At 68.2% G+C, this 25,460-nt stretch carries 27 protein-coding genes and 1 pseudogene; 23 read left to right on the forward strand and 5 right to left on the reverse strand.

Annotated features, from left to right (window positions below; all coding sequences use genetic code 11):
• The first annotated feature begins 108 nt into the window (after positions 1 to 108).
• From G6N37_RS21020 to G6N37_RS26690, 5 genes and pseudogenes are all read left to right on the forward strand, one after another.
• Positions 109 to 990, forward strand: coding sequence for an acyl-CoA thioesterase (locus G6N37_RS21020; protein WP_163683353.1), 882 nt, complete (start codon positions 109 to 111; stop codon positions 988 to 990).
• 15 nt (positions 991 to 1,005) lie between these two features.
• Positions 1,006 to 1,926, forward strand: coding sequence for an LLM class F420-dependent oxidoreductase (locus G6N37_RS21025; protein ID WP_163683354.1), 921 nt, complete (start codon positions 1,006 to 1,008; stop codon positions 1,924 to 1,926).
• Complete coding sequence (locus G6N37_RS21030; protein ID WP_163683355.1) at positions 1,926 to 3,107, forward strand: acyl-CoA dehydrogenase family protein; 1,182 nt, start codon at positions 1,926 to 1,928, stop codon at positions 3,105 to 3,107. Before G6N37_RS21025 ends, G6N37_RS21030 begins: the two co-directional genes overlap by 1 nt.
• Positions 3,108 to 3,213: 106 nt before the next feature.
• Positions 3,214 to 3,942, forward strand: coding sequence for a ZIP family metal transporter (locus G6N37_RS21035; RefSeq protein WP_163683356.1), 729 nt, complete (start codon positions 3,214 to 3,216; stop codon positions 3,940 to 3,942).
• Positions 3,943 to 4,082: 140 nt separating this feature from the next.
• Positions 4,083 to 4,280, forward strand: a pseudogene (locus G6N37_RS26690) (helix-turn-helix transcriptional regulator); the annotation flags it as partial.
• A gap of 4 nt (positions 4,281 to 4,284) precedes the next feature.
• Here the strand turns inward: G6N37_RS26690 and G6N37_RS21045 are convergent.
• Together G6N37_RS21045 and G6N37_RS21050 are read right to left on the reverse strand one after the other, a co-directional pair.
• On the reverse strand, positions 4,285 to 4,944 hold the full coding sequence (locus G6N37_RS21045) for a maleylpyruvate isomerase family mycothiol-dependent enzyme (RefSeq protein ID WP_163683357.1): 660 nt from the start codon (positions 4,942 to 4,944) through the stop codon (positions 4,285 to 4,287).
• Positions 4,928 to 5,833: an alpha/beta hydrolase gene (locus tag G6N37_RS21050; protein WP_163683358.1), complete on the reverse strand. Its 906-nt coding sequence runs from the start codon at positions 5,831 to 5,833 to the stop codon at positions 4,928 to 4,930. The genes G6N37_RS21045 and G6N37_RS21050 overlap by 17 nt, the downstream gene beginning before the upstream one ends.
• A 120-nt stretch (positions 5,834 to 5,953) precedes the next feature.
• Between G6N37_RS21050 and G6N37_RS21055 the strand changes: the two genes are divergently transcribed.
• On the forward strand, positions 5,954 to 6,604 hold the full coding sequence (locus G6N37_RS21055) for a TetR/AcrR family transcriptional regulator (RefSeq protein WP_232075128.1): 651 nt from the start codon (positions 5,954 to 5,956) through the stop codon (positions 6,602 to 6,604).
• Positions 6,605 to 6,614: 10 nt separating this feature from the next.
• Here G6N37_RS21055 and G6N37_RS21060 read toward each other — a convergent pair whose 3' ends face one another.
• Entirely contained in the window at positions 6,615 to 7,289 is a 675-nt protein-coding gene (locus tag G6N37_RS21060; RefSeq protein ID WP_163683359.1) for a DUF427 domain-containing protein, read from the reverse strand.
• 50 nt (positions 7,290 to 7,339) lie between these two features.
• Positions 7,340 to 8,071, reverse strand: coding sequence for an SDR family NAD(P)-dependent oxidoreductase (locus G6N37_RS21065; protein ID WP_167527403.1), 732 nt, complete (start codon positions 8,069 to 8,071; stop codon positions 7,340 to 7,342).
• A 182-nt stretch (positions 8,072 to 8,253) separates the two neighbouring features.
• Here G6N37_RS21065 and G6N37_RS21070 point away from each other — a divergent pair, with 182 nt between their 5' ends.
• The 14 genes from G6N37_RS21070 to G6N37_RS21135 all read left to right on the forward strand — a co-directional run bounded on the left by G6N37_RS21070 (position 8,254) and on the right by G6N37_RS21135 (position 20,977).
• Positions 8,254 to 9,423 carry a CaiB/BaiF CoA transferase family protein gene (locus G6N37_RS21070; protein ID WP_163683361.1) on the forward strand — a complete coding sequence of 390 codons (1,170 nt, stop codon included), beginning with the start codon at positions 8,254 to 8,256 and terminating at the stop codon, positions 9,421 to 9,423.
• A 136-nt stretch (positions 9,424 to 9,559) separates the two neighbouring features.
• Complete coding sequence (locus G6N37_RS21075) at positions 9,560 to 10,150, forward strand: hypothetical protein (RefSeq protein WP_163683362.1); 591 nt, start codon at positions 9,560 to 9,562, stop codon at positions 10,148 to 10,150.
• Positions 10,150 to 10,854 carry an NIPSNAP family protein gene (locus G6N37_RS21080; RefSeq protein ID WP_163683363.1) on the forward strand — a complete coding sequence of 235 codons (705 nt, stop codon included), beginning with the start codon at positions 10,150 to 10,152 and terminating at the stop codon, positions 10,852 to 10,854. Before G6N37_RS21075 ends, G6N37_RS21080 begins: the two co-directional genes overlap by 1 nt.
• A 62-nt stretch (positions 10,855 to 10,916) precedes the next feature.
• On the forward strand, positions 10,917 to 12,092 hold the full coding sequence (locus G6N37_RS21085) for a cytochrome P450 (RefSeq protein WP_163685340.1): 1,176 nt from the start codon (positions 10,917 to 10,919) through the stop codon (positions 12,090 to 12,092).
• Between the two features lies 1 nt (position 12,093).
• Positions 12,094 to 13,062: a zinc-binding dehydrogenase gene (locus G6N37_RS21090; protein WP_163683364.1), complete on the forward strand. Its 969-nt coding sequence runs from the start codon at positions 12,094 to 12,096 to the stop codon at positions 13,060 to 13,062.
• A gap of 2 nt (positions 13,063 to 13,064) precedes the next feature.
• Positions 13,065 to 13,826: an HpcH/HpaI aldolase family protein gene (locus G6N37_RS21095; protein WP_167527404.1), complete on the forward strand. Its 762-nt coding sequence runs from the start codon at positions 13,065 to 13,067 to the stop codon at positions 13,824 to 13,826.
• On the forward strand, positions 13,823 to 14,221 hold the full coding sequence (locus G6N37_RS21100; protein ID WP_163683365.1) for a nuclear transport factor 2 family protein: 399 nt from the start codon (positions 13,823 to 13,825) through the stop codon (positions 14,219 to 14,221). Before G6N37_RS21095 ends, G6N37_RS21100 begins: the two co-directional genes overlap by 4 nt.
• Positions 14,218 to 14,946 carry an SDR family NAD(P)-dependent oxidoreductase gene (locus G6N37_RS21105; RefSeq protein WP_163683366.1) on the forward strand — a complete coding sequence of 243 codons (729 nt, stop codon included), beginning with the start codon at positions 14,218 to 14,220 and terminating at the stop codon, positions 14,944 to 14,946. Before G6N37_RS21100 ends, G6N37_RS21105 begins: the two co-directional genes overlap by 4 nt.
• Complete coding sequence (locus G6N37_RS21110; protein WP_163683367.1) at positions 14,943 to 16,448, forward strand: flavin-containing monooxygenase; 1,506 nt, start codon at positions 14,943 to 14,945, stop codon at positions 16,446 to 16,448. Before G6N37_RS21105 ends, G6N37_RS21110 begins: the two co-directional genes overlap by 4 nt.
• The gene (locus G6N37_RS21115) at positions 16,445 to 17,401 is read left to right on the forward strand and encodes an alpha/beta hydrolase (protein ID WP_163683368.1); all 957 of its coding nucleotides are present in this window, start codon (positions 16,445 to 16,447) and stop codon (positions 17,399 to 17,401) included. The genes G6N37_RS21110 and G6N37_RS21115 overlap by 4 nt, the downstream gene beginning before the upstream one ends.
• Before the next feature lie 30 nt (positions 17,402 to 17,431).
• The gene (locus tag G6N37_RS21120) at positions 17,432 to 18,625 is read left to right on the forward strand and encodes an enolase C-terminal domain-like protein (RefSeq protein ID WP_163683369.1); all 1,194 of its coding nucleotides are present in this window, start codon (positions 17,432 to 17,434) and stop codon (positions 18,623 to 18,625) included.
• Between the two features lie 7 nt (positions 18,626 to 18,632).
• Entirely contained in the window at positions 18,633 to 19,940 is a 1,308-nt protein-coding gene (locus G6N37_RS21125; protein WP_163683370.1) for a hydroxyacid-oxoacid transhydrogenase, read from the forward strand.
• Between the two features lie 28 nt (positions 19,941 to 19,968).
• On the forward strand, positions 19,969 to 20,442 hold the full coding sequence (locus tag G6N37_RS21130; RefSeq protein WP_163683371.1) for an acyl-CoA thioesterase: 474 nt from the start codon (positions 19,969 to 19,971) through the stop codon (positions 20,440 to 20,442).
• Positions 20,443 to 20,536: 94 nt separating this feature from the next.
• Complete coding sequence (locus tag G6N37_RS21135; RefSeq protein ID WP_163683372.1) at positions 20,537 to 20,977, forward strand: SRPBCC family protein; 441 nt, start codon at positions 20,537 to 20,539, stop codon at positions 20,975 to 20,977.
• Positions 20,978 to 21,030: 53 nt separating this feature from the next.
• Here the strand turns inward: G6N37_RS21135 and G6N37_RS21140 are convergent, their stop codons facing one another.
• Positions 21,031 to 21,723 (reverse strand): GntR family transcriptional regulator, encoded by a 693-nt coding sequence (locus tag G6N37_RS21140; protein WP_179961864.1) that lies wholly within the window; start codon positions 21,721 to 21,723, stop codon positions 21,031 to 21,033.
• A gap of 161 nt (positions 21,724 to 21,884) precedes the next feature.
• On the opposite strand from G6N37_RS21140, the gene fadD5 reads away from it, so the two are divergent.
• The 3 genes from fadD5 to G6N37_RS21155 all read left to right on the forward strand — a co-directional run bounded on the left by fadD5 (position 21,885) and on the right by G6N37_RS21155 (position 25,460).
• A complete protein-coding gene (gene fadD5 / locus G6N37_RS21145; RefSeq protein ID WP_163683373.1) occupies positions 21,885 to 23,525 on the forward strand; it encodes a fatty-acid--CoA ligase FadD5 in 1,641 nt (546 codons plus the stop codon).
• Positions 23,526 to 23,773: 248 nt separating this feature from the next.
• Positions 23,774 to 24,589 carry an MlaE family ABC transporter permease gene (locus G6N37_RS21150; protein ID WP_163683374.1) on the forward strand — a complete coding sequence of 272 codons (816 nt, stop codon included), beginning with the start codon at positions 23,774 to 23,776 and terminating at the stop codon, positions 24,587 to 24,589.
• Position 24,590: 1 nt separating this feature from the next.
• Entirely contained in the window at positions 24,591 to 25,460 is an 870-nt protein-coding gene (locus G6N37_RS21155) for an MlaE family ABC transporter permease (RefSeq protein ID WP_163683375.1), read from the forward strand.

Below are 25,460 nucleotides of genomic sequence, written 5' to 3' on the forward strand. Positions count from 1 at the left end.
GTCGGTGGATCGACCCACTGGGCCGCGGCCTTGTTAGCCAACCTTTACAAATCCTACGCAAAGTGTCACGCTGAGCCGTGAGCGGCTAGCGCGAGAGGCGGAGCGGAATTGACCACGGAATCTGAGCAGACCGAGTGGACGGTGCAGGGCCTGCTGGATCTGTTCGATGTGCAGCCCGACGGGCAAGACCGGTTCACCGGCGACACCGGCATCGCCGCCGGCGACGAACGACAGGTGGTGGAAGGCACCCAGGTGCTCGCCCAAGCGATCGTCGCGGTGGCCAAACGCTTCCCGGACAAGTCGGTCCGCTCGGCGCACGCGGTGTTCTCCCGCGCCGTCACGGTCGGCCCGCCGATCGAACTCGTCCTCGACGTCGTCGCCGAGGGCCGCTCCACGGCCACCGCGGTTGTCGCCGTGCACCAGAACGGTCGGCGCTGCCTGAGCATCACCGTGCTGGCCGACGTGCCGACCGGCGACGTCATCCGCCACCACCTGCCCCGTCCCGACGTGGCCGCGCCCGCCGACGCCATCCCCTCGCCGATGCCCATGGTGGGCCGGGAACTGCGCCTGGTCGACGTCGTCGACGTCAACAGCCCCGACGAGGTCGGGCCGCCGGAGCTCTACGCGTGGCTGCACTACGACCCGATCCCCACCCGCGACGACCTGGCCAAGGCGCTGCTCGCGTACTTCACCGGGCATCTGGGGATCTCCACCACCATGCGCGCGCACCCCGGCATCGGCACCGCCCAGGCGCACCTGACCGTGTCGACCGCGCCCATGAGCATCTCGGTGGCGTTCCACGAGCCGGTGCGCTGGGACGGGTGGCTGCTCTACACCCACGAGAGCACCCAGGTCGGCGCGGGGATGTCGTACGTGCGCGGCACGGTGCACTCGGAGGAGGGCGAGCTGCTGTGCTCGTTCGCCCAGGAGGCGCTGATCCGGCCGCTGCGCACGACCGACACGGCGATCGATTCCCGCGCACGGTTCTAGCGGCTGGTCGCGCTCATGCACTTCACCATCACCCACCCGATGCACAGCCACCCGTACAACCCGGAGCTGGTGAGCGGGGACGGCATCGGGAAGGTGGCCGCGGCCACCGAGGCGGCCGGCATCCACGGCTTCGGCTTCACCGACCACCCGGCGCCGTCGCAGCGGTGGCTGGAAGCCGGCGGCCATGACGCGCTGGACCCTTTCGTCGCACTGGGTTTCGCGGCGGCGACGACGAGCACGCTGCGGCTGATCCCCAACATCGTGGTGTTGCCCTACCGAAACCCGTTCGTGGTGGCCAAGTCCGGCGCCACACTGGACCTGCTCTCCGGCGGCCGGTTCACGCTCGCGGTGGGAGTGGGCTACCTCAAACGGGAGTTCGCCGCGCTGGGGGTCAGCTACGACGAACGTGCCGAACTGTTCGAGGAAGCCCTGCAGGTGATCCGCGCGGTCTGGACGGGTGACGACATCACCTATGAGGGAAAGCATTTCAGCGCGCGCGGCATCACCGCACACCCCCACCCGCCGAGCGACCCGCATCCGCCGATCTGGATCGGCGGCAACACGTCCTCGGCGCGCCAGCGGGTGGCGCAATACGGCGACGGCTGGTGCCCCTTCCCGGCGCCGCCCCAACTGGCCCAGACCGCAGGTACGGCGGTGATCGACTCGGTGGCGCGCCTCACCGACGGCATCGACGACCTGCGGCGCCGGTGCGACGCCGCGGGCCGGGACTGGTCGGCCATCGACGTCACCTTCACCAACTTCGAGGGCGGCAGCCCCGCCGACGACGCATTCAACGCCGACGCCTACCTCGACGGCCTGGAGAAGCTGGCGAAGACGGGCGTGACGTGGGTGAGCGTCCACCTGCCCGGCGACAGCATGGCGCACGCGCTGGAAACCCTCGACCGTTTCCGCACCCTCGTGATCGACGCGGCCTGATGGACTTCTCCCGCGTCGACCTCTCACCCGAGGACCGCGCCTTCCGCGACGAGACCCGGGCGTTCCTCGAGAAGCACGTCACCGACGAGGTGCTGCACCGGCAGCTGGAGTACGGCGAAAACTTCGACGAGCACGTGCATCTGGCGCTGGGCGAAGCCGGCTACCTGGCGTCGGACTGGAAGCTCGAGTCCGAAGGCGGATTCAGCCCGGTCCGTCGACGCATCTTTCAACTCGAGATCGGCCGGGCCCACACGCCGTGGTATCACTGGGGCACCACGTCCGTGGTCGCCCGGTTGGTGCGACAGTTCGGGGCGCCCGAGCTCGCCGACAGCGTCCTTCCGGGTGTGCTGTCCGGCGAGATCCGGCTGTGCCTGGGCTACACCGAGCCCGAGGGTGGCTCCGACGTCGCCACCTGCAAGACCCGGGCGGTGCGGGAAGCGGATGGATCTAGCTGGATTATCAATGGCTCCAAGATGTTCACGTCGAACGCGCAGAACGCTCGCTACGTCTTCCTGCTCACCAACACCGACCCCCAGGGGCGCAAACACCGGAACCTGACCATGTTCCTGGTGCCACTCGATTCGCCGGGCGTCGAGATCCAGGGCATCCGCACCCTGGACGGCGATCGCACCAATATCGTCTACTACAGCGACGTCCGCGTCGACGACCTCCACCGCATCGGAGAAGTCAACGACGGCTGGACGGTGATGCGCGCGGCGCTGGACTCCGAGCACGGCCTCGTGGATCCCGAAGATCATGGCCTGCAATACATTGCGGCGATGGCCGGGCACGGCGACGTGATGGCCGAGGTGGTCGACACGGTGGCGGCGGCCGTCGCTCGACCGGGCCCGGACGGCCGGCGGCCGCTGGACGACGATTCGGTCAAATACCGGCTGGGGCGCGGCGTCGCGCGGATGGAGGCGGCGCTGTCCACGCCCGGGATGTTCGGGCGGGTCGCGGTCGCTCAGACGATGCGCGACGTCACCCCGGATCTGATGGACATCCTGGGAACCGCCTCGGCGTTGCCCACCGAGACTCCGGGCTCCGCGACCGACGGTGCGGCAGAACACCTTTACCGGCTGGCGCTGCCGCTGGGGATCTACGGCGGGACCATGGAGGTGTTCCGCAACATGATCGCCCAGCACGAACTCAAGCTCGGACGACCCAGCTACGGCGGCTGACTCGGGTCATCGCGTCCACCGACGAGCGCTCTGCATTCCGGCGCGCCAACGTGCTTTCGGAGCGCTACCGTTTCACCGAGTGCCGGTGGCAGAGAGGTGGCCCGCAGTGGTTGTTCTGGTGGCCCTCGGTTCGTTCGCCACCACCTTGCTCGGCGGTTATGCGGCGCTGCGCATCGGTTCCTACCGCTATCTGGTGCTGGGCCTGGTCGCCGGGCTGATGCTCGGCGCCGTGGCCTTCGACCTGCTGCCGGAAGCGCTGAGCCAGGGGTCGTGGAGGGTGTTCGGCATACCCGCCCCGCTGGTGGCCTTCGTCGTCGGCTTTCTGGTCCTGCATGTCGTCGAACACACGGTCGGCATCCATCGCGGCGACGGATCGGATGACGCCGGCGTACCTGAGGCGCCCGGCATCGGGATCCTCGCCGCGTCGGGGCTGATCGGCCACAGCCTGATGGACGGATTCGCCATCGGGGCCGCCTTTCAGGCGGGGGCCGGGCCGGGGGCGGTGGTGGCGGTTGCGGTGATCGGCCACGATTTCGCGGACGGCTTCAACACCTACACCGTCACGTCGCTCTATGGAAACGACCGCCGACGGGCGCTGGCGCTGCTGGCCGCCGACGCCGTCGCGCCGCTGGTCGGTGCGGCCCTCACGCTGGCCGTGACGATTCCCCATCGCGTACTGGGGTTGTATCTGGGATTCTTCGCCGGTTTCCTGATGTATCTGGCCAGCGCCGACATCCTGCCGAGGGCGCACGCCGGACATCGGACTCCGGTGACCTTGGCGTGCACCATCGGTGGTGCGCTGTTCATGCTGGCGATTGTCGGCCTGGCGAGCTAGGCGAACTGGGGTTCAACGCCTCTGGGTGCGCGCCCGTGGTGATCCCATCGCGGGTACCGGATTTCGCGCTAAAACACCCGGCTGCAATCGATTTCGGGAATGTCTTTGCCGCTGGGGCCAGGCGGCCGCCTCGGCGATGATCGCATTCGGAGATCGGCGCCCAGCTGTTCATCAGTCCGAACACCGTCGCGTACCACTTGCGCAAGGTATTCATCAAACTGGGCGTGACCGCACGGCGCCAACTCGCTGTCGGGACGATCAATCAATCACCGCCCGTCGCCGACTGGCGATTGGCCGCCACGGGCGACGAGACGTCGACGGCCTTCAACAGTCAATAGCGCGTCACGGGATGGACTTTGGCGACTGCTGAAGGCGGGTGGCGAGTACCGCGACTCCATCACCGGTCAAATGCCCTAGCGCCCAGGGACGGCCGGCCAGCACTGAGGCAAGGTGGCCGGCTTCGCCGGTGACCGTTGGTCCATCACTGGGGCGTGACCAGGTGGTGTCGGTGGCGATGAGGTTCAGGCCTCGTGCGCGTGCAGAGGCCGGGACGAACGGGTTCGGAATTCCTACCTCGGTGTCGAGAACGGCGGCGAGTATTGCCGGGGGAATCGCGGAGTCGGCACCGAGCGTGTAGCTGATATCCAGTTCATGGATGACGTGATCACCGAGGAGCAGTCGACGGGGGAAAACGCGCCCGATGCCTCGCGCCCGCAGTGTCAATGCCGCAAGGTCATCGATCAGCGTGTGCGGGTCCCGTCGTGCCGCCAACGCGCGGGCCATTGAGGAGTTGGTGCGGTCGAACGAACCCCGGTGTCGCAACATCGCGGCGCCGATCGACGGCAGCGTGGCTGAGTAGCCGACGACGAGGTGGGCCAGGATTTCGTGGTTACTCCAGTCTGTGCACAGGCTGGGCTGCGACCACTGGCCTGCGGTGAGAGTACTGAGAAATGCAACGAGCCGAGCGTCGTTGTCCTGAAGGGCATCAACCGCTTTGGACATTCAAGTGCTCCTGAAGGAATTGGGTTTGGTCGGCGAGCAATTCCCCTAGTAAGGGCGGGTGATAAATCTGGAAGTGGTCCCCGTCGTAGTGACGGACGACGCCATACGGCGCGCGGTGTCCCACGTCCGCGGCATGGCGCGGGTTCATGAGGGTCTCTCGTGCGGAGACGCATACCAGCAGTGGAGCCGCAATTCTCGCGGCGCCGTGTTTGGCGCTGGTCACGCCGATCCCGATGACGTCGGCGGCGGCGATGCGGTTGTCGAAGGTCGTGCCGGCGGGCACGGTGGAGTACCAGCCGGCGAGAGCACCGGGGATGGTGACTGCAGCGAGGCTGCCCGGTTCGCCGACGATGGGGACATATCGTGGGGCGGCGCCCCACCTGCGGCGAAACAGGTCGTCGAGGATCGCCGGTGTCGCGCGGAGAGCGAGCCGCCAGCCGTTGCGGGCCAGTGTTGCCGGTCCATGGACGATCGGGCACTGCACGACCACCGCAGCGAGATCGCGCCGGGCTCCGGCTTCCCGCAGCACGTGCATCGCGCCGAGGCTGGTGCCCCACAAGCCGATTCGTTGGGAGTCGATGCTGTCGTGGTGACGTAGATAGTCCAGCGCAGCGCCGACGTCCTGTTGGTGTCGGCGCATGCTGAAGCGCTGCCGTGGTGAACCGTCCGAAGCGCCGGTGTGCCGGTAGTCGAAGGCCAGTGTCGCCACGCCGGCATCTGCGAAGTGTTGCTCGTATTGCGACATCACCATGCCGTGCGTCGCGCCGAGGCCGTGGCAGAGTACAACCCCCGGATGGGGGCCGGCGCCGTGCGGCAGGGTCAGCCAGCCCGTGCACCGAACGCCTTGCGAAGTAAACGAGACCGTGGTGGTGGCGATGTGAGTGCTCATGACAAACTTCCCTCCATCGATGCGTACGTTGTACGTATTGGTCTACTTTAGGTACGCTGTACGTGTCAAGGGGTCCCAAGCGGGAGGTGAGCTATCCGGGCACGATTCACCGTCTCTGAAGTGCGCGCACACGCAATGGGGATCGTCGATCGCGACGGGCTGAGCGCGCTAAACATGCGCTCGCTGGCAACCGCCCTGGGCACCGGGCCGATGACGCTCTACAACTACGTCAGAGATCGAGAGGAACTCGAGGCTTTGGTTGCCGAAGCGGTGCTGGCCGACGTGAAACTACCTGCGCCGTCCGACGATTGGCTTGTTGATGTGAAATCCATCGCGATCGCTGTGTGGGAATCAATGCGCCGTCACCGTAACGCTGTCCCGCTGGTCCTGACCCGCCGCACCGTATCGAACGAGAGCTTCGCGCCTGCAGAACAGCTCGTCGCGGCACTGGTCCGTGGCGGACTTGCCGACCACGATCTGTTGGCCGCCTTTCGTGGGGTGCTCAGCCTGATCATGGGTGCCGCGCAAGTGGAGTTGGCCGGCCCCGCGGCGGTGGGCGTCCCAGAGCAGGCCAACATCGATGCCGCCAGCCGCATCGGACGCCTGGCGGACAACGACCACCCCCACCTGGCAGCCCTGGCATCCACCAGTCAACAATCATCGATGGCCGCGGACTTCAACCGCGCCCTCGACATGCTGCTAGTTGGAATCCAGACCCGCGCGGATACGTCTCGAACGAAGCGGAACAGTCGACGCACCCCGAAGCGTTGAGCTGCGACGCCTAGCTACGGCGGCTGACCGGCAGCTCCGCGGTCACGTCGGCGCGGGCGGCGTCGAAGCTGAAAAACCCTTTGATGGGCAGGCTTTCCGGCGGCGGATCGGGGTAGCTCCACGCGACGTCCTCGACATCGCCCGCGGACCAGTAGGTGGCGAAACCCTTGTAGTTGCAGTAGCTCGACGTATCCGAGCGACGCAGCAGGTCGGTGCGCACGTGCGCCGGATCGACGTAAAGCCTTGGTTCTAAGGAGGTTTCGAAGACGATCACGGTGTCGTCGGTGTCCACCAGCACCGTGCCGGCGATCGAGACACGCAGCCGGCGCTTGGTGGGACGGCAGTCGACGCGGTGGTAGGGATTGGGTGGGTAGTGGACGAGTTCGCGGCCCTCTTCCAGCCAGGTGTCGACGGCGTCCCAGGGCACGTGCACGAAGCCCGGGGCCTCTGGCTCGGGTTCGGTGGGCAGGTCACCGACCTCGTCTGCCCGGAAGGCATAGCCGAGCGGTTGGCCCCGCCGGTGCACCAGCAGCGCCCCTTCGGTGTCGATCACCAACTGCCCATCCCGAACAGCTTGCACGCGGCGCGGATGAGGCTCGATGAACACGACGTCGGCGGGCAGCGGGGGCGAAAACCGACCGGCCGGATCACTGCTGAGTGGACCGCGTCCGGCTACCAGGCTCATGGTGTGAGGCTAGACCTCTGTCGGCTGAGCCGGTGTACGCCGGGACCGGGTCAGTGGTCCGCACCGAGCAGCGCCGCGTACTGACGTTCGAGCACCTTGGCGGCGCCACTGCCCCAGCGCTCGGCCAACGACCGTGAGAACGGGTCGGGGAAGATTTCGTCATCGTCGTTCTCCACCCCGTCGAAGATGGCTTGCGCCACCGCTCCCGGCGAGGCTTTCGGTATGTCCAGGCCGCGGGTCATCTCGGTGTCCACGGGCCCGGTCAGCACGGCATGCACACGCACTCCCTGCTTGGCCAAGATGACACGAAGCGATTGCGTCATGGAGAACGCCGCGGCCTTGGAGACGGAGTAGGCCGGAATGATGGGCAGGGGGGCCAACGCGTTCACCGACAGGTTGTTGACGATCGATCCGCCGGATCGGGCCAACAGCGGCAGGAAGGTCTCGATCACGGCGTAGGTGCCGAGAAGGTTGACCTCGAGGTGCCGTTGGAGCGCGGAGGGGTCGCTCAAGTCGTCGTAGAGCGCGAGGCCGGCGTTGTTGACGAGGATGTCTAGGGAGTCAACCTGCTCGGCTGCCGCCCGAAGCTGCGCGGCGTTGGTGATGTCCAGCGTCAAAGGCGTCACGCGGGCGTCGCCATTGCCCGCCAAGGCTTTCCGGGTACCGGCGTACACCTGTCGGGCGCCCCTGTTCAAGGCCTCCACGGACAGCGCACGCCCGATGCCGCGGTTGGCGCCGGTGATCAGAACCGCTTTTCCTGCGATCGTTGTCACAGAGATCATCTCCCTTGTCGTTTCGTATTGCCGGCGGCCCGCGCCTCTCGTGGGGCTCACCGCGGCGAGCCGTCGAGGCCCGCATCTATTCCGATGCATCGGGACGCGCGAAATCATCGATCGGCAGATCAGGAGTGCGTGACATGCCAGGATGCGTGCGCTCGGCCGCGCTAACCGGTAGGAACGTAGCCATGGCGGGACCAATGGAGGGTGTCAAGGTCGTCGAGCTCGGAGTGTGGGTCGCCGGACCGGCCGCCGGCGGCATCCTGGCCGACTGGGGAGCCGACGTCATCAAGATCGAGCCGCCGAGCGGCGACCCGGGCCGGCTGTTCGGCAGGATGCTCGGCTGCGACCTCGGGGTCAATCCGCCGTTCGAGATGGACAACCGCTCCAAGCGCAGCATCGTGTTGAATCTCGCGGAGGAGGCGGGCCGAGACATCGCTTTCGAATTGCTGCGCGACGCCGACGTTTTCGTGACGAATGTGCGGCCGGGCGCGTTGCAACGCCTGGGGCTCGACTTCGAGTCGGTGTCGGCCCGTAATCCTCGCCTGGTCTACGGGCTGATCACCGGATACGGCGAAACCGGGGCCGACGCGGACCGGCCCGCCTACGACGTGGCCGCGTTCTGGTCGCGGGCCGGGGTTGCGCATCTGCTCACCCGGCCCGGCGACACGCCGCCGTTCCAGCGCGGCGGCATGGGCGACCACTCGGCCGGCATGACGCTGGCGGCCGCCATCTGCGCGGCGCTCGTTGCCCGCGCGCGCACCGGGACCGGTCAGCTGGTGACCACCTCGCTGTATCGCCAGGGCGCCTACACGGTGAGCTTCGACCTCAACACCTATCTGCTGACCGGCCAGCCGATCGCGATCGGGCAACGCGAAACGATGGGCAACCCGTGCATGAACAACTACACGACCGCCGACGGGCGCCGATTCTGGATCGTCGGCCTCGAAGTCGATCGGCACTGGCCGCCGCTGTGCCGTGTCGTCGGTCATCCGGAATGGCTGGAGGATCCCCGGTTCCGCGACGCCTACGCGCGGTTCACCAACGCTGTCGAACTGATCGCCGAGCTGGACGCGATCTTCGCCACCCGCACGCTCGACGAATGGGCACAGGTCTTCGCGGGCGAACCCGACTTTTTCTGGTCGCCGGTCAACAGCCTCGAAGACGTCGTCGCCGACGAACAATTCCACGCGGCCGGCGGCATCGTCGACGTGCCGGACGGGGAAGCCAGCGTTCCGATGGTGGCCACACCGGCCGATTTCCACGGCACACCGTGGGCGCCCCGTTCTGCGGCACCGGAACTCGGGCAGCACACCGAGGATGTGCTCGCCGAACTCAAGGCGCGCCGCGGGTCGTGACCACCGGTCGCGCCTTTACAAAATTGCTCTGAAGTGTCACGCTGTCCGGTGTGCCGCGTGAGCGGCCACGGCCCAGGACAAGCGTTGCGGCAAGCGCCAATGCACGGTTTCGGTGCGGCGGTGAGGAACGGATTGAATGGTCACGTCAACGTTCGACATCAGGCAAGGCAGCCGGGTCAACGCCCGAGCCGGCCGGACTGACCGTGAGTGTCTGCGATATCGGCTCGACGTCATCGCGGTCAGCGCCCTCGACGTCGTCCGATCGGCCGGAGGTTGGCTCTACGACCGGGCGATGGCCGGCTGGCAGGTGACGGTGCTCCTGCCGGATGGCGCCGACGCCCGGTCCCTGCGGATCCTGGGCGTGCGGGCGGCGGACTTGGAGGAGCAGTTCGCCGCGACGGGTCCCGGCTGGACGAGTCAGAGTCTGGCCGTGAGCGCCGAGGCGTTCGCCGCGGACGCCCGCGTGCGCGACTTGGTGCTCACGTCGCTCGACGACCGGTTGACCGAAGTCGCGTTGTGGGGTCAGCTGCCTTCGGGCTGGCCACTGCGGGTGGATCGCGGGGTGGCCAGGGCGCAATATGCCCTCAGCGCGGCCGCGCGCAGGTTCAAGGGCCATGCGCTCGCGGCGTCCGGGATCGATTGCCCCACGGTCTATTCCACCGAGGCGCTGCTCTGCGACTTGGCGACCTGCGAGCGCATCGATTCGGGGCTGGTCCGGCTCGACTGATGAAGAAGTACTACCGCCACACGCTGCTCTATCTGCACGAGACCATCTCGCTCGGCTCCGGGCGAAGCGATTGCTTCACCGAGGTGTTCTCCGATACCTACCGGCCGATGATGAACGAGCTCGGGGCGCGATTGTTCGCAATCTGGGAGAGCACGCCCTACAACGGTCACTGGCCGCAGGTGACGATCATCTGGGAGATCGACGGGTTCGCCGACTACGCGCGGATCGGGGCCGCCCAGGCCCGCGGCGGCAGCCACGAAGCCGCGGCCGGCAAATGGGCGGCCTTCCTGGCCGACATCGGCGCCGCGGGCGAAGGCCGCATCATGTACCCGGGGCCCAGCAACAAGACCCTCGCCCAGCTGCGCGAGGCCAATTTCGCTGCGCCGCTGGTGATCCAGGAGATCATGCAGACCAAGCCGGGACGCCAGGACGACTACATCCGCGAACTGGAGCGCCTCTACGTCCCGTGGTCGGAACGCACCGGCAAACGCTGGCTGGGCTCGTTCACCACGACCTTCCGCTACAACGAGGTCATCCACTACTGGGCGCTGGACGGCGGCTGGGAATGCTTCGCCAACCACTACCCATCGTGGAAGGAAAGCCCGCCCCCGGAGATCGTCACCTGGATGAGCGTGGCGCCCGCCCTGCGTGACGGCTGGGAAGACTCCATCCTGCAGGCCCTACCGCCGTCGCCGCTGCAGTGACGGGACAGCGAGCACGCGTGGACGTCACCGACTTCGCCTACGACCCCTTCGACGCGCGGGTGATGGCGAACCCGCTGCCGTACTACCGGATCCTGCGCGACCATCATCCCGTGTACTACATGCCGCAGTGGGACACCTTCGCCCTGTCCCGATTCGAGGACATCTGGCAGGTGCTGGAGGTCAACGACGGAACGTTCGTCGCGTCGGAAGGCACCCTGCCGGCGGCGTCCGTCCTGGCCAAGCACAACTCCGGCCCGGTCGCCGACCCGCCCTTGCACCCGCTGCCGTTTCACGCGGTGTTCGACACGGATCTGTACGCGGAAATCCGGCGTGCGCACTCCCAGCCGCTGCGGCCCAGGTCGGTCACCGGCTGGGAGGCCAGAATCCGCGAGCTGGCCAACGAGCGCCTCGACGAGCTGCTGCCGCGCGGTTCGTTCGACCTCACCCAGGACTACGGCGGCATCGTCGTGGCGTCCGTCGTCTGCGAACTGCTGGGCATCGCAACCGATCTCGCACCGCAGGTGCTCGCCGCGGTCAACGCCGGCAGCCTCGCCGAGCCCGGCGTCGGGGTGGACACCGCCGAAGCGCGGCCCAACTACTTCGAGTACCTGCTGCCGGCGGTTCGCCGCCGCCGCGCCGACCAGTCCGGGCAGCCGCTCGCCGTGGTGGACGGCCTGCTCGGCTACCGACTGCCCGACGGCAGCCCGCTCGACGACGTCGAAGTCGCAACCCAGATGCTGTGCATCTTCATCGGCGGCACCGAGACGGTACCCAAGATCGTCGCCCACGGGCTGTGGGAGCTCGGCCGGCGGCCCGACCAAATGGCAGCGGTGCGCACCGACCCCGAGAACAACGTGCCCGTCGCCCGCGAGGAGATGATCCGGTTCTGCGCGCCCGCGCAGTGGTTCGCCCGAACCGCGCGCAAGCCCTTCACCATTCACGGCAAGACCATCCGGCCCGGCCAGCGCGTCATCACCCTGCTCGCATCGGCCAACCGCGACGAGCGGGAGTATCCCGAACCCGACGAGTTCATCTGGGACCGGCCCATCCGTCGCTCGCTGGCCTTCGGCCGCGGCCAGCACTTCTGCATCGGCTACCACCTGGCCCGGCTGGAAGTCGCTGTGCTGCTGCAGGAATGGTTACGCCGGGTGCCCGAGTTCGCGATCCAGGCCGACGCCGCCAGGCGGCTGCCCTCGAGCTTCCAGTGGGGTTGGAACAACATCCCGGTGGAGGTCTGACGTGTGGTCGTACCGGATCATCGCCCCCTACCTGTTCGAGCGGACGACGATCGCGGAGCAGACACCCGAGTGCCTCGCCGACGGCCAGGTGCTGTTGCGGTTCATGGCCGCCGGTGTCTGCGGCAGCGATCTGCCGGCGTTCCGCGGCGCGCGCGGCCGACTTCCGGGCGACGACGGAGCCAGCGCGGCCGAAAAGGACGGCTTCCCCATCCATGAAGTCGCCGGCGAGGTGATCGCCAGCCGCCACCCCGATCACCGTCCCGGCGACCGCGTGGTGGGCTGGGCCTCCGGGTTCGACGGCATGATGGAACGCGTGATCAGCCACGGTGACGGCCTGGCCCCGTACGACCCGTCGCTGACCCCGGCGCAAGCCGTCGGGCTGCAACCGCTGGCGTGCGTCCTGTACGCCTGCGAGCAGCTGCCGGACCTGGCGGGCAAACACGTGGCGATCATCGGCCAGGGCTCCATCGGCCTGCTGTTCTCCTACGTCGCCAAGGCGGCCGGCGCGCGGCGCGTCACCGGGGTCGACCCCATCGACCGGTCAAGCCTGGCAACCCGATTCGGCGTCGACGACCCGGTGCGCGCCACCAGCGACCGCTGGGTGAGCCGGCTGGCCGCCGACGACCGCGCCGACATCGTCGTCGAGGCCGTCGGTCACCAGGTCGCCACGCTGGGCCACGCCATCGACGCCACCGCGCCCGGCGGCACCGTCTTCTATTTCGGCGTCGCCGACGACGACGCCTACCCGATCAGCATGCGCAGCATGCTACGCAACAACCTGACGCTGAAATCCGGTGTCACACTGGACCGGCGGCGAGTGCTGGAGCTCGCCGGAAAGTTCGCCGCCGAACATCCCGAACTGCTCGCCACCTACCTGACGCACACGTTCGGCATCGACGACGTGCAGGGGGCGTTCGAGCTCGCCTGCCGGCCCGTTCCCGAACGCATCAAGATCGCGATCGCGGAGTGAACGTGACCGGCAATTCGCAGAGCGCATTGCAAGGGGCGCTGAACCGGGGCGTCCCGGTATGGGGCGGCTGGATCACCGGGCCGACGGCGCTCGGACCGGAGGAATTCGCCCGCGCCGGTTACGATTACGTGGGGTTCGACGCCCAGCACGGCTACCTCGACGACGCCGACGTCGCCGCGATGCTGCGCCAGACCGAGCACCTTCCCATCGGCACCGTGGTGCGGCTGCCCAACGCCGACGCCGCGCCGATCGGGCGCGTGCTCGACGCCGGCGCTGACGCCGTCGTCATCGCCATGATCGAGTCGGCGGACCAGGCCGCCGCGGCGGTGGCCGCCGCCCGCTACCAGCCCGCCGGCGTCCGCAGCTTCGGCCCGCTGCGGGCCGGACTGGGCCGCGACACCGCTGCGCTGGAATCCCGGGTCAGCGTGTTCGCGATGATCGAGACGGCGGCGGCGCTGTCCGGTCTGGACGAGATCTGCGCGGTCGACGGACTCGCCGGACTCTACGTCGGGCCGGCGGATCTGGCCCTCTCCCTGGGCGTGAACGTGGACGGCGCGACCAGGGACCCGGCCGTCCTGGAGGCGATCGTGCGAATCCACCGAGCGGCCACCGGGGCCGGGCTGGTCACGGGCATTCACGCCGGGAACGGCACGACGGGCCGCGCCATGGCCAAGCTGGGGTTCTCCCTGATCACCCTGACAGCCGAGTCGCACGCGCTGCGGCGGGGGGCCGCCGAGTACCTGCGCGAGGCGACCGAACCGTGAGCGATGATCAAACCGCGATCCGCGAATTGCTGGCCGGTTACGCCCTCGCGCTCGACGCGGGCGACATCGACGAATGCCTGGAGCTGTTCCTCCCGCACGCCGAATTTCGGGTCTACGGGCGGCGTTTCGCTGGGCATGACGGCATCGGAAGAATGTTCCGGGACGCTCCGCGCGGGCTGCACCTGACCGGGGTGTCGCGCATCGACGTCCGCGGCGACACCGCAACCGCGCGGTCGCAGGTGTTGTTCGTCCGGGCGGGTGACCTGCACCTCCGACCCGCCCTCTACGACGACGAACTGGTGCGCACCGACGGGCGGTGGTGGTTCCTGCGGCGCCGCTGCCACTTCGTCACCAGCCGCGGCCTGTCCGACACCCCGGAGGTCACGCCATCATGAGTCAACGTGTCGCACTGGTGACCGGCGCGGCCGGCGGCCAGGGCTGGGCCATCGCCAAACGACTGCGGGCGGAAGGCTATTCGGTGGCCGCCTGTGACCGTCGCGCGCACGAACTGGCCGCGGGGGTCGGCGAGCTGGGCGACGACGAGGTGATCGCGATCGAACTCGACGTCACGTCGGAATCAGGGTGGCAGTCCGCGGTCGACACCGCGATCGCCCGGTTCGGGGCGCTGACCACGCTGGTCAACAACGCCGGCGTACTGCACCGCGCGTCGTTGGCCGACGAGACGGCGGAGGGCTTCGAGAGTTCCTGGCGGGTCAATTGTTTCGGCGCGTTCCTGGGCATCCACGCGGCGCTGGACCACCTGCGCGCGGCGCAGCACGCGGCCGTCGTCAACATCTGCAGCACCGGCGCCATCCGCCCCTTCCCGCACCATGCGGCCTACGGCTCGGCGAAGTGGGCCTTGCGCGGCCTGACCCAGAACGCCGCGGCCGAACTGGCTCCCCTCGGCATCCGGGTCAACGCCGTGTTCCCCGGACCGATCGCGACCCCGATGCTCGATGGCGCCACCCAACTGCGGCTCGCCGCGTCGTCGGCCTTCGGGCGGATCGGCCAGCCGAGCGAGATTGCCGACGCGGTCGCGTTCCTGGTCTCCGAGCACGCGTCGTTCATCACCGGGGCGGAGCTGGTGGTCGACGGTGGCCAGTGCGTGCAGATCCGATGAGCGGCCCGACGATCGGGATCATCGGCGCCGGGCCCGGCGGCCTGGCCCTGGGGATCCTGCTCGCGCGAGCCGGGTTTCGGGACTTCACCATCTTCGACCGGGAAGACGACGTGGGCGGGACCTGGCGCATCAACACCTATCCGGGACTGGCGTGTGACGTCAAGTCACACCTCTACTCGTACTCGTTCGACCTGAACCCGGACTGGTCGCGGCTGTGGTCGGGGCAGGCCGAGATATTGGCGTACTTCCAGCGTTGTGCCGACAAGTACGCGCTGCGCCCACACTTGAGGCTGCGCACCGAGATCCGTTCCGCACGGTGGGAGGGCGACGCGCGGCGGTGGTGCCTGACCACGACCGAGGGCCACCGGCACCACTTCGACGTGGTGGTTTCCGCCGTGGGCCTGTTCACCCGTCCGCTTCTCCCCGACCTCGTGCAGGAGGAACCGTTCACCGGAACGGTGATGCACTCGGCGCGGTGGGATCACTCGATCCCGCTCGAGGGCAAGCGAATCGCGGTGCTCGGCACCGGATCCACGGCGTCGCAGCTGTTGCCCGAGTTGGCCAAGGTGGCAGCCAAGGTCTACTCGGTGCAGCGATCGCCGACCTGGATCCTGCCCAAGCCGGACAGGCACTACACGCGCCGCGAACGCTGGGTCTTCGCCCACGTGCCGTGGGCCAAGAAGCTGTACCGGACCCGGCTGTGGCTGCGCAGCGAGGCCAACATCTCGGTGATCGAGCACGGCAGCGAAAAGACCCACGAGTTCACGGCCGTCGCGCTCGCCCTACTCGAAAAGTCCATCGCCGATGAGGAATTACGCCGCAAGCTCACCCCCACCCACCCCATGGGCTGCAAGCGGCTGGTGTTCTCCTCGGACTACCTGCCCACCCTGACCCAGCCCCACGTGGAGGTGCTGACCAGCCCGGCGCGGTGCCTGCGGGCACACTCCCTGGTCACCGAGGACGGCACCGAACGCGAGGTCGACGTGGTGGTGTGCGCGACCGGCTACGCCGCGGCCGACTATCTGGGGGAGCTCGACGTCTCCGGGGAACGCGGCGTCACCCTGCGCGAGGCGTGGCGGGACGGGCCGCACGCCTACCTCGGCATGGCGGTACCGGGATTTCCGAACTTCTTCATGCTGTACGGCCCCAACACCAACGTGGGCTCCAACAGCGTCATCTTCATGCTCGAGGCTCAAGCGCGCTACATCGTGCGTGCACTCAGACACATGCGGCGCAAGGGCAGGAACTACATCGCGGTGCGGCCCGCCGCGCTGGCCGACTTCGTCGCCACGATCGACCGGTGGATGGTCGGCACCGTTTGGACCACGCAGTGCAGCAACTACTTTCGCGCCGCAAACGGTCGCGTGGTGACGCAGTGGCCGCGAAGCGCGCGTAGCTTCTGGGGCATGACACGGCGTTTCCGCCCGGGCGACTTCCGCTTCGAAGCGCCGGCCGACCCGGTGCCCGGCGCGCCGGCGGCGCCGGACAGGGAAACTCGATGACGCTCCTGGACGGCGCCGAACGCCTCGACCCCGAACTGCGGGCCATCGCGACCACCCGAACCGACTTCTCTTTCGGCTCAATCCAACTCACCCGCGAACCGTTCAACGAGCGGCGCCGCGCCGCGGCCGAACAGACCGAAGTGCGGGGGGTCCAGATCGCCGAGGACCGGGTGCCCGCGGAACACCCGGTACCGGTGCGGATTTATCGCGGCGGGCCCACACCGGCACCCGCGGTCGTCTACTGCCATGCCGGCGGCTTCGCGCTGGGAAACCTGGACACCGACCACCGCCAATGCGTGGAACTCGCGCGCCGCGGCCGGTGCACGGTGGTGTCGGTGGACTACCGGCTGGCGCCGGAGCACCCCTACCCGGGCGCGCTCGACGACGCGAGCGCCGCGCTGCGATGGGTGGTGGCCCACGCCCGCGAACTCGGCGTCGACGCGGCCCGGCTCGGCGTCGCCGGCAGCAGCGCCGGCGCCACCCTGGCCGCGTGCCTGGCGCACGCGGCGGCCGACGGGGCACTGCCGCCCGTCGCCTTCCAGTTGCTGCACCAACCCGTGCTGGACGATCGGACCACCCCGTCCAAGAAGGAATTTCGCACCAGCCCCGCGTTCGACGGCGAGGCGGCCGAGCTGATGTGGGGCCACTACCTGGGCGAAACATCCGGATCGGAATCGGCCGCGCCCGCGCGGCGGACCCGACTCCAGGGTCTGCCCCCGGCGCTGATCACGTGCGCGGAGATCGATCCGTTCCGCGACGAAGCGATCGACTACGCGCACCGGCTGCTCCGCGCCGGGGTATCGACCGGGCTGCACGTGTTCGCGCGCACCTGCCATGGATTCGATTCGCTGCTGCCCGACTGGTCGGTATCCGAGCGCCTGTTCGCGCTGCAGGGCCATGCGTTGCGGGACGCCTTGGACACGACGGGCGCGGGACCTTCGCCTCTACTCTGAGCGCACGGGCCGTCGGCAGAATGTCCTGCCATGAAGATCACCGGCCTCGAGGTTGTGCCGTTCGAGACGGTCGTCGACCGAATTTCGTTCGGCCAGCTGATGACTGATTACCGCGTGGTGCAGACGGTGACCAAGGTGCTCACCGACGACGGGATCGAGGGCTACTACTTCGGCGGGCACTTTCACGGCGACCAGGACGGCCTGCTGCCCGGGGATCAGGCGATCATCCAACAATTTCTGGGCCCGCTGCTGGCCGGCCAGGACCCGCTCGACCGGGCGGAGATCTGGCGGCAACTGTGGGCGGCGAAGCTCCCCGAAAATGTCTGCAGCGTCATCGATCTCGCCTTGTGGGATCTGGCCGGGCGGGCCGCCGGGCTGCCGGTACGCAAACTGCTGGGCGGTGCCCGGGACCGGGTGAAGGCCTATGCCAGCAGTTTCAACAACCTCGGATCACCCGACGAATACGCCGCCCATGCGCTCGAGTGCAAGCGTCATGGCTACGCCGCCTACAAGATCCACCCCTACCACTACTGGAATCCCGCGACGGGTCAGTTCGCCTTCCCGCGGCCCTCCTATGTGGACTGGGACATCCGGGTGTGCCGGGAGGTTCGGGCGGCAGTGGGCGACGAGATGGTTCTGATGTTCGACCCGTGGGGGACCTACCACACCCACGAGGATGCGCTGCGGGTCGGCCGCGAGCTGGAACGGCTGGGCTTCTACTGGTACGAGCACCCCATGCCGGAGTACCGGGTGGAGGCCTACCGGCGACTCGGCGACGAACTCGACATCCCGATCTGCTCGCCCGAGATCGCCGAGGGCGGCATCTACACCCGGGCGGACTGGATCCTGCGGCGTGCGTCCGACATCAGCCGCATCGACGTCCTGCGTGGCGGCATCACCGGCGTGATGAAGCTGGCCGGGATGTGTGAGGCGGTCGGCATGCGCTGCGAGCTACACATGAGCGGCTTCGGCAACCTGCAGGTCCTCGGCGCCACCAGCGAAGACGTCTGCGAATACTACGAGCGTGGCCTGCTGGGGCCAGGGGTGCGCTACGACGCCGCGCCGCCGCATCTGACGGCACCATGCGACCCACTCACGCCGGACGGATTCGTCGAGATACCGTCGGCGCCCGGACTGGGCTACGAAATCCGTTGGGATTACATCCAAGAACACCGATTGCCGGACGCGGGGGTGGAACCCGTCCCGCCGCTGCACCCGAGATAATGACCGCATGGCGTGCTGCGATTACCCGATCCCCTCAGAAGGCTGCGACGGCGCCTTCACCGTCGACGCGTCGCGGGTGACGTTCGGGCGCAACTGCCTGGCGGAGGTGGGGGACAGGGCCGCCGCTCACCGGTTGCGGCGGGTGGCGCTGTTCTCCGACGCCGGCGTGGCCGCGCTGCCGATCTTCGCCAAGACGCGTGACTCGCTCATCGCCGCCGGACTGGACGTGGTCACCTACACCGACGTGCACGTCGAGCCCACCGACGCGTCCTTCCGGGACGCGGCGGATTTCGCCCGAGACCTCGATCCGGACGGCTACGTATCGCTGGGCGGTGGCTCGGTGATCGACACGTGCAAGGCCGCCAATCTGTACGCGACCCATCCCGCCGACTTCCTGACCTACGTCAACGCGCCCGTCGGCGCCGGTGAACCCGTGCCGGGCCCACTCAAGCCGCACATCGCATGCCCCACCACGGCCGGCACCGGCAGCGAGGTGACCGGCATCGCGATATTCGACCTTCTGTCGCTGTCGGCGAAGACCGGCATCGCTTCTCCCGCGTTGCGGCCCACGGAGGCGCTCGTCGACCCCGACTGCACGGCGAGCCTGCCCGCCGAGGTCGTCGCCTCGGCGGGCCTCGATGTGCTCTCGCACGCCTTGGAGTCCTACACCGCGCGGCCCTACGTGCGGCGTCGCGCCCCCGAACGGCCCAGCCTGCGGCCAATGAGCCAGGGCGCCAATCCCTGGAGCGATCTGGGTTGCCGTGAGTCGTTGGGCGTGCTGGGGCGGTTTTTGGAGCGTGCGGTGCACGACCCCGCCGACGGTGAGGCCCGCGAGCAGATGATGTGGGCCGCGACGCTTGCGGGCATCGCGTTCGGTAACGCGGGTGTCCATGCCCCGCACGGGATGGCCTACGCGGTGGCGGGGCTGGTACGCGACTTCCGGCCCGCGGGCTACCCGGGCGACGAGCCACTCGTGCCGCACGGCATGGCCGTCATCCTCAATGCGCCGTCGTGTTTCCGCTTCACGGCCGAGGTCAACCCGGAGCGGCACCTCGAGGGCGCCCGGCTGCTGGGCGCTGACACCCGGGGCGCCGGCCCCGAGGATGCGGGCGAGGTGCTCGCCGCCGAACTCATCCGGATCATGCGCGCGGTCGGCATGCCGAACGGCCTTGGCGGGGTGGGCTACACCGAAGACGACGTGGTGGCGCTGGCCGAGGGCGCCCATCCGCAGCAGCGCCTCCTGCAGAACGCTCCGCGTGAGATGAGCAAACCGGTTCTGGCGGACCTTTTTCGGCGCGGCATGCGCTACTGGTAGCGCGTGTCGACCATGCTGCAATACAGGCATGACTTCAGCTCCCGCGGTACCGCCCGCACCGGACGGGCTCACCAGCGACGACTTCCCGGTGCGCTGGCCGGTGGGTACCCGCTGGGCCGACAACGACATGTTCGGCCACCTCAACAACGCGGTCTACTACCAGTTGTTCGACACCGCGATCAACGCCTGGATCAACACCGGCGTGGGGCTGGACCCGCTGACCACGCCCGCGCTGGGCATCGTCGCCGAATCCGGCTGCCGGTACTTCTCGGAACTGCATTTCCCCGAGGGTCTGGTGGTGGGCGTGGCGGTGACCCGGCTGGGCCGCAGCAGCGTCACGTACCGGCTCGGCGTATTCCGGGCGGCGCAGCGGAAGCAGGCGCAGCCCATCACCGCGCTGGGCCACTGGGTGCACGTCTACGTCGACCGGCACAGCCGCAAGCCGGTTCCGATTCCCGACGCCGTCCGCTCGTTGCTGTCGACGGCGGTCGTGGACCGATAAGACCGAGATCGCCCGTCGCAGCGGGGCTTTCGCGCGAACCACTGCCCGGGGCTGCACCCGCGGAGCGCGTCGCGCCCCCGGCTATGCTTCGCCAATGCCAGTGATGAGCAAGACCGTCGAGGTCCGCGCCGACGCCGCCGTGATCATGGCCATCGTCGCCGACTTCGAGGCCTACCCGCAGTGGAACGAGGAGATCAAGGGCCTCTGGGTGCTGGCCCGATACGACGACGGCCGCCCCAGCCAGCTGCGGCTCGACACCGACTACCAAGGCATGCAAGGCATGTTCATCCAGGCCGTGTACTACCCGGGCGAGAACCAGATCCAGACCGTCCTACAGCAGGGTGACCTCTTCACCAAGCAGGAGCAGCTGTTCAGCGTGGTGGAGCTGGGCGAGTCCAGCTTGCTGACCGTTGACCTGGACGTCGAGACCTCGATGCCGGTTCCCGCGCCGATGGTCAAGCAGCTCCTCAACAACGTGTTGGACCACCTCGCCGAAAAACTCAAGCAGCGGGCCGAGCAGCTGGCATCCGGCTAGGTGACGATCGCGGCGACCCGCTTCGCCCGGCTTCGCCGCGCTCGCGATCGCCGCTAGTCGAAGATGCCCGTGCGGTCCCGCATCTCGGTCAGCCGGGCCGCCGCGTCGGTGAACTGCCACACGGTGTGCTCGATCACCGCCGCGGCGTCCCGCCGGCGCAGCGCCGCGATCAACTGCCGGTGATTCTCGACCGCGGCGGCACCCCACTGCGCGTCGGCGGCGTACACCAGCACCGGCATGTAGCGCGCGGCGTTGAGCAGGAACCACGCCAATTTGATCCGGCCGCTCGCCTGATTGAAGACCCGATGAAACGCGAACTCGATGCCCGCGATGGTCTCGGCGTCGCTGGACCCGACGGCCGCGGCGAGCGCCTCGTTGATGCGCTCCAGCTCGTTGATCTCGGCCTCGGTGATGTGGTCGGTGGCGGCGGCCGCCAGCTCCTTGGCGATGGTGGCCTGCAGCCAGAAGATGTCTTCGATGTCCTGGCGCGTCAGCGGCAACACGACGTGACCGCGGTGGGGTTCCAGCTGCACCATGCCCTCGCCGCGCAGCTTCAGCAGGGCTTCGCGCACCGGTGTGACGCTGACACCGAGCTCGGCGGCGGTCTCATCCAGGCGGATGAACGTTCCCGGCCGCAGCGCCCCGGACATGATCGCCGCCCGCAAGTGGCCCGCGACCTCATCCGACAGCTGTGCCCGGCGCAGTGGCCGTCGGCTCCTCAGTCGCGTCGATAGCGGTGCGTTCACGGGGGCTGCCAGGACTTTCGGGGCTTCGCGGAGTTGGTTTGAAACTTTTCTCGGGGCTTGTCAGCGGGGGCCTCCAAGCCATAATGTGACCCAGACAACACCATGTTTTATCAAATATCAACGTGGCGCAAGCGGTGCGGGAGTGAAGGGGAAGGGTCGGTTTGACCGCGCAATTGGCGAGCCATCTGGCACAGGGGACCGAGCAGCCGTACCTGGCCCGGCGACAGAACTGGGTGAACCAACTGGAGCGGCATGCCCTGATGCAGCCCGGCGCGACAGCGCTGCGGTTCCTTGGCAAGACCGTGACGTGGGGGGAACTGCGGCGCCGGGTGGCGGCGCTGGCCGATGCGTTGAGCCGTCGGGGAGTCGGTTTCGGCGATCGGGTCATGGTCCTGATGCTCAATCGCACCGAATTCGTCGAGTCGGTGCTGGCGGTCAACATGCTCGGCGGCATCGCCGTACCCCTGAACTTCCGGCTCACCGCCGCCGAAATCGCCTTCCTGGTACAGGATTGCGAAGCCCGCGTGATGATCACCGAATCGGTGCTCGTCCCGGTCGCCACCGGGGTCCGCAACGCCGAGCCACTGTTGGGCACGATCGTCGTGGCCGGCGGCGCGGGCGACGACAACGTGCTCGGCTACGAAGACCTGATCAACGAGCCCGGCGCTGCCCACGAACCCGTCGACATCCCGAACGATTCGCCGGCGCTGATCATGTACACCTCGGGCACCACGGGCCGTCCGAAGGGCGCCGTGCTGACCCACACCAACTTGACCGGCCAGACCATGACGGGGCTGTACACCAACGGCGCCGACATCAACAGCGACGTCGGTTTCGTCGGCGTTCCGTTCTTCCACATCGCGGGCATCGGCAACATGCTGACCGGGATGCTGCTGGGAACGCCGACGGTGATCTACCCGCTGGGCGCGTTCGACCCGGGTCAGCTGCTCGACGTGCTGGCCGAGGAGAAGGTCACCGGCCTCTTCCTGGTGCCCGCGCAGTGGCAGGCCGTCTGCTCCGAGCAACAGGCACGGCCCCGCGACCTGAGGCTGCGGGTGATGTCGTGGGGGGCGGCGCCGGCCCCGGACGCGCTGCTGCGTGAGATGTCGGCGACGTTTCCCGGCACCCAGATCCTCGCCGCGTTCGGCCAGACCGAGATGTCGCCGGTCACCTGCATGCTGCTGGGCGAGGACGCGATCCGCAAACGTGGATCGGTCGGCAAGGTGATCCCGACCGTGAGCGCCCGCGTGGTCGACGAAAACATGAACGACGTGCCCGTCGGCGAGGTTGGCGAAATCGTCTATCGCGCACCAACTTTGATGAGCGGCTACTGGAACAACCCGGAGGCCACCGCGGAGGCGTTCGCGGGCGGTTGGTTTCACTCCGGGGACCTGGTCCGGATGGACGCCGACGGCTACGTCTGGGTGGTCGATCGCAAGAAGGACATGATCATCTCGGGCGGCGAGAACATCTACTGCGCCGAGGTGGAAAACGTGCTGGCCAGCCATCCCAGCATCGTCGAAGTCGCGGTCATCGGGCGCTCACACGACAAGTGGGGCGAGGTGCCGATCGCCGTCGCGGCGGTCGCCGGCGACCAGCTGCTGCTCGAGGAGCTGGCGGAATTTCTGGCCGAGCGGCTCGCCCGGTACAAGCACCCCAAGGCGCTCGAAATCGTGGATGCGCTGCCGCGCAATCCCGCCGGCAAGGTGCTCAAGACTGAGCTGCGGATTCGTTACGGATCCGCAAATTTCGACGAAAACGGTTCCAAGACAAAAGATTTCACTGCCAGAGAGGAAAGCTGACGGAAACTGTAACGTTTGCCCGCTGTTGGCGAAGGGTTAATTGTGCAGATGCAGTTCACACGTGCATGGCCATCGGGTACATTCCTGTGGTCTCCGTTACTACTTGCCAGTAGGGAGCCGATGGTCACACACGTTGGGTTGGGGCGAGGCGGGGGCACCCCGGCCGCGAGGCGGCGAGGGGGGCGAGGCGTGCTACACGATTCGCCGCGGCGCCGGAAGGCGCGCGGTACCAGCTGGAGGGGGCAGCGGTGACGTCAACGTCGGCTAGTCGACGGGGCCCCTACTTGGTCGGTTACCTGCGCGATCAGCTGGAGGCCCCGCTGACCCTCATCGGCGGCTTTTTCCGGATGTGCGTGCTGACCGGACGGGCCCTGTTCCGCTGGCCGTTCCAATGGCGCGAGTTCGTCCAGCAGTGCTGGTTCATCATGCGGGTGGCCTTCCTGCCGACCATCATGGTCTCGATCCCGCTGACCGTCCTGCTGATCTTCACGCTCAACGTGCTGCTGGCCCAGTTCGGGGCCGCCGACCTGTCCGGCGCCGGGGCCGCGATCGGTGCCGTCACCCAGCTCGGCCCGCTCACCACGGTGCTGGTGGTGGCCGGCGCCGGGTCGACGGCGATCTGCGCGGACCTGGGTGCACGCACCATCCGCGAGGAGATCGACGCCATGGAGGTGCTCGGCATCGACCCCATCCACCGGCTGGTGGTCCCGCGCGTGATCGCCGCGACCCTGGTCGCCACGCTGCTCAACGGGCTGGTGATCACCGTCGGCCTGGTCGGCGGCTACCTGTTCGGTGTCTACCTGCAGAACGTCTCCGGGGGCGCCTACCTGGCCACCCTGACCACGATCACCGGCCTGCCCGAGGTCGTCATCGCGACCGTCAAGGCCGCGACGTTCGGCCTGATCGCGGGACTGGTCGGCTGTTACCGCGGGCTGACCGTGCGCGGGGGATCCAAGGGCCTCGGCACCGCCGTCAACGAGACCGTCGTGCTGTGCGTGGTCGCGCTGTACGCGGTCAACGTGGTGCTGACGACCATCGGTGTGCGATTCGGAACGGGACACTGACATGTCAAACGCTGCCGTATTGCGCGCCCGGTTCCCCCGGGCGGTCGAAAACCTCAACCGCTACGGCGGGGCCGCGGGCCGCGGCCTGGACGACGTCGGCCAGATGGCCTGGTTCGGGGTGGTGGCCCTCGGGCACATCCCGCACGCGCTGCGCAACTACCGCAAGGAGACGCTGCGGCTGATCGCCCAGATCGGCATGGGCACCGGCGCGATGGCCGTCATCGGCGGCACCGTCGCGATCGTCGGCTTCGTCACCCTGTCGGGTAGCTCTCTGGTCGCCATCCAGGGGTTCGCCTCGCTGGGCAACATCGGCGTCGAGGCGTTCACCGGCTTCTTCGCCGCACTGATCAACGTGCGCATCGCCGCCCCGGTCGTCACCGGCATCGCGATGGCCGCCACCGTCGGCGCCGGCGCGACCGCGGAGTTGGGCGCCATGCGCATCAGCGAAGAGATCGACGCCCTGGAAGTCATGGGCATCAAGTCGATCTCGTTCCTGGCGACCACCCGCATCATGGCCGGTCTGGTCGTCATCATTCCGCTCTACGCGCTGGCCATGATCATGTCGTTCTTGTCCCCGCAGATCACCACCACGGTGCTCTATGGGCAGTCCAACGGCACCTACGAGCACTACTTCCGGACGTTCTTGCGCCCCGACGACGTGTTCTGGTCATTCCTCGAGGCCATCATCATCACGGCGGTCGTGATGATCACCCACTGCTTCTACGGATACAACGCCGGCGGCGGGCCCGTCGGCGTCGGGGAGGCCGTCGGCCGATCGATGCGTTTTTCGCTCGTCTCGGTCCAGGTCGTGGTTCTGGCAGCAGCGTTGGCGCTCTATGGCGTCAACCCCAACTTCGCGCTCACGGTGTAG

Source organism: Mycobacterium seoulense (genome assembly GCF_010731595.1).
Lineage (GTDB): Bacteria > Actinomycetota > Actinomycetes > Mycobacteriales > Mycobacteriaceae > Mycobacterium > Mycobacterium seoulense.